Genomic DNA, 3,246 nt, shown 5'->3' with positions numbered 1-3,246 from the left:
TTCTTCGCGACTTTGCGTCTTTGCGTGGGATACTTCTTTCAAGATAAAAAAAGAGGCATCACGCCAAGGCGCTAAGACGCCAAGGAGTAGAGAGAACCTCTTCTTCGCGCCTTTGCGTGAGATAAGATGAGACAAGCTCTTTAAAATTAAAACACTACAAACTTTCAAGGAGAGAAAAATGGCAGTCAAAGTAGGAATCAACGGTTTCGGCCGCATCGGCAGATACATGACCAGGTTGCTTGCCGGCAACCAGGAACTGCAGCTGGTGGCCATAAACGCCAGGGCAGACAACCAGGACCTGGCACATTTGTTCAAATATGATTCAGTACACGGTACTTTTCCGGGCGAAGTCCAGGCCAATGACAAGGGCTTCACCGTAGACGGCAATCAGGTCCTGGTCACCAGGCAGGGACCGGGTGAATGGTCCTGGGGGGATCTGGGCACAGACATGGTCCTGGAGACCACGGGCAAGTTCACTGACCGGGAGAGCAATGAAAAGCACCTTTCCTGCGGGGCCAAAAAGGTACTCATAAGCGCACCGGGCAAAAATCCCGACAACACCATCGTAGTGGGTGTCAACGACAAGGATCTGCGCCCCGAGGACAAAATCATCTCCAACGCCTCCTGCACCACCAACTGCCTGGCTCCTGCCGCCAGAGTGCTGCATGACAGCTTCGGCATCAAGCACGGTCTCATGACCACAATCCACTCTTATACCATGAGCCAGAGAATCCTGGACGGCTCCCACAAGGATATCCGCCGGGCCAGGGCCGCGGCCATGTCCATGATTCCCACAACCACCGGGGCGGCCCGCATGGTCACCCAGGTCATTCCCGAACTCAAGGGCAAACTGGACGGCATGGCGGTCCGTGTACCCACGGCCAATGTATCCTTAGTGGACCTGGTAGTGGAAGTGGAAAAGAAGACCACCGCTCAGGAAGTCAACCAGGCCCTGCTGGCAGCATCTCAAGGGGCGCAGAAGGACGCCCTGGGATACACCGAGGTTCCCCTGGTTTCCGTGGATTATAACGGCAGCACCTATGGCGGCGTGGTGGATGGACCGCTGACCTCGGTCATGGACGACACTCAGGTCAAGCTGATTATCTGGTATGACAACGAAGCCGGCTTCTGCAACCAGCTCCTGCGGCTGATGCACAAGGTAAAGGCATACATGTAGTTTTTCAAAGCCTTACAGCCTGGCCCTGGAACACTCCGAAACATTCCAGGGCCAGTCCTTTTCCGCTGATTTCCCCGGCACAATCCTGCACCATCTGATCTACACCGTCATCATTTCTGTCCTGGTTGTGATGAAAAAGGCCCAGGCGCTTGACTCTGGATGCTGCAGCAAGTTCCATGGCCTGCATACAGGTTGAATGTCCCCAGCCCGTTTTTTGCCTGTACTCTTCAGGGGTAAACTCGCTGTCGTGCACCAGCAGATCAGCGTCCCGGGCAAACCGGACATACTCCTCAAAAGAAGCCCCGCCCCGGTGACAATATCCCAGTTCGTTATCCGTGAGAAAGACAAACGTCCTGCCGCTGCTGCTGATCCTGAACCCCTGACCCAGGTTGGGATGGGACAGGGCGATGGTCTCCAGGTAAAACCCCTGCACCTCCACCCCGCCCTGGAACTCCTGGTAATTAATCTGCGACATAACCCGGCTGTAGGGAACTGGAAAATGCGGCGGTCTGAAAAGATCCTTGAATACCAGCCTGTGTATGTCCCCCTGCAGCCGGGGCTGACCATACAGATTGATGCTGAACCCCGGCTGATACAGGGGCTGAAAAAACGGCAGCCCCATAATATGATCCCAGTGGGTATGGGTGAAAAAAAGATCTGTCTTTAAAGCCTGCTCCTTGAGCAAGACGGCCCCCAGCCTTCGAATACCTGTACCGGCATCCAGGATGATCCTGCCGCCCTGGTCATTTCTGACTTCCACGCAGGTGGTTTCCCCGCCGTACCTGACATATTCAGGCCCGCATACCGGAATGGACCCCCTGGCCCCCCAAAAGACAATCTCCATGCTGCACCGTTTTTCCTGGCTGAATCATGTTTCAGTGCCACTGTTTCCCAGAATGGGTACATTATTTTTTTAACGTAGTGAAGCGGGAATCCGCCTGCTGTTTCCATGTATTTAACTCAAGCCCATGGCTTTTCAAATAAATAAGTTTTTGACATTTTCTGCCTGGCCTGTAGACTTTTTCTCTAATAAAAACCCTTCAGACAAGGAGTCCATCATGTCCCAGGAAGTAAAAATTTTTGCCCTCAGCACCTGCATCCACTGCAAAAAAGCCAAGGAATACCTGGATCAGTGCAGTGTAAAATACACACCGGTACACGTAGACTGGCTCACCGGTGAAGAACGCAACAACACCCTGGCAGAACTGAAGAAATATAATCCCGCCGCCAGCTTTCCCACCATTCTGGTGGGAGACAGGGTGATAGTGGGCTTTAGAAAAGACGAGCTGGACCAGGCCCTGGGCATTGCATAGCCCTGCCGGGCAGATTTTGGGACTTCAAGGCCTGCACACAGGACATCCTGAGTAACCTTCAGGGGATGCCGCAATCGCCCTGGGGACAGTCATCACCACCGAGGACCCCTTGAATGGTTACCATCCTGCTATGCCGCCGGCATGGGTAAAGCTTTTTGCCCGACCAAGCAGGTACCGGGTGGTCCCGGTTGTCCCGGGACTGTCTCTTTCTGTGTATTTGACGATGAGCGCCTTTAAGTATAATAGAGCACTTTTGCATTCAGCAAGCGCTGCAGCCCGCAGATCGTTAATCCCTGTTGGTAAATCCCTGTCAAATATACGGAGTTTGAGATGCCAGAGAGTCTGCCCAAGGGTTTTGAGCCCCGGGACGTGGAAAAAAAATGGATAGATTACTGGAATGACAACCAGAGCTTCACTCCTTCGGATGAGCCCGGTGGCAAATCCTACAGCATAGTCATCCCCCCGCCCAATGTCACGGGCACACTGCACATGGGCCATGCCCTGAACCTGACCCTGCAGGATATCCTGTGCCGCTATCATCGCCAGCAGGGTTATGACGTACTCTGGGTGCCGGGCACCGACCATGCCGGCATCGCCACCCAGAACGTGGTGGAAAAATCACTGGCCGCACAGGGCACAACCAGGCAGGACCTGGGCCGGGAGGAATTCGTCCGGCAGGTCTGGCAGTGGAAGGAAGAGTACGGCGGCAAAATCCTGAACCAGATAAGCCGTATAGGTGCTTCCGTGGACTGGAGC

Annotated in this window: 4 protein-coding genes; 3 read left to right on the top strand and 1 reads right to left on the bottom strand. The window is 54.2% G+C overall.

The genetic code is table 11. The annotated features are described in order from the left end of the window. The first annotated feature begins 178 nt into the window (after positions 1-178). Entirely contained in the window at positions 179-1,177 is a 999-nt protein-coding gene (gap, locus tag D5S03_RS04755; RefSeq protein WP_287042819.1) for a type I glyceraldehyde-3-phosphate dehydrogenase, read from the top strand. Between the two features lie 4 nt (positions 1,178-1,181). On the opposite strand, the gene D5S03_RS04750 is transcribed toward gap, so the two are convergent. Then, positions 1,182-2,021 (bottom strand): MBL fold metallo-hydrolase, encoded by an 840-nt coding sequence (locus D5S03_RS04750; protein WP_008871134.1) that lies wholly within the window; start codon positions 2,019-2,021, stop codon positions 1,182-1,184. Positions 2,022-2,235: 214 nt separating this feature from the next. Between D5S03_RS04750 and D5S03_RS04745 the strand changes: the two genes are divergently transcribed. Beyond that, the gene (locus D5S03_RS04745; protein ID WP_008871135.1) at positions 2,236-2,490 is read left to right on the top strand and encodes a glutaredoxin family protein; all 255 of its coding nucleotides are present in this window, start codon (positions 2,236-2,238) and stop codon (positions 2,488-2,490) included. Positions 2,491-2,820: 330 nt separating this feature from the next. Further along, a partial coding sequence (locus D5S03_RS04740; protein WP_287042818.1) for a class I tRNA ligase family protein occupies positions 2,821-3,246 on the top strand: 426 nt, incomplete at its 3' end.

The sequence above is a fragment of the Desulfonatronospira sp. MSAO_Bac3 genome, from assembly GCF_003838035.1.
Taxonomy (GTDB): domain Bacteria; phylum Desulfobacterota; class Desulfovibrionia; order Desulfovibrionales; family Desulfonatronovibrionaceae; genus Desulfonatronospira; species Desulfonatronospira thiodismutans.
This window is presented reverse-complemented; position numbering and strand designations above follow the sequence as displayed.

Coding starts and splice junctions, on each gene's coding strand:
- gap (WP_287042819.1), top strand. CDS start 179: ATGGCAGTCAAAGTAGGAATCAACGGTTTCGGCCGCATCGGCAGATAC.
- D5S03_RS04750 (WP_008871134.1), bottom strand. CDS start 2,021: ATGGAGATTGTCTTTTGGGGGGCCAGGGGGTCCATTCCGGTATGCGGG.
- D5S03_RS04745 (WP_008871135.1), top strand. CDS start 2,236: ATGTCCCAGGAAGTAAAAATTTTTGCCCTCAGCACCTGCATCCACTGC.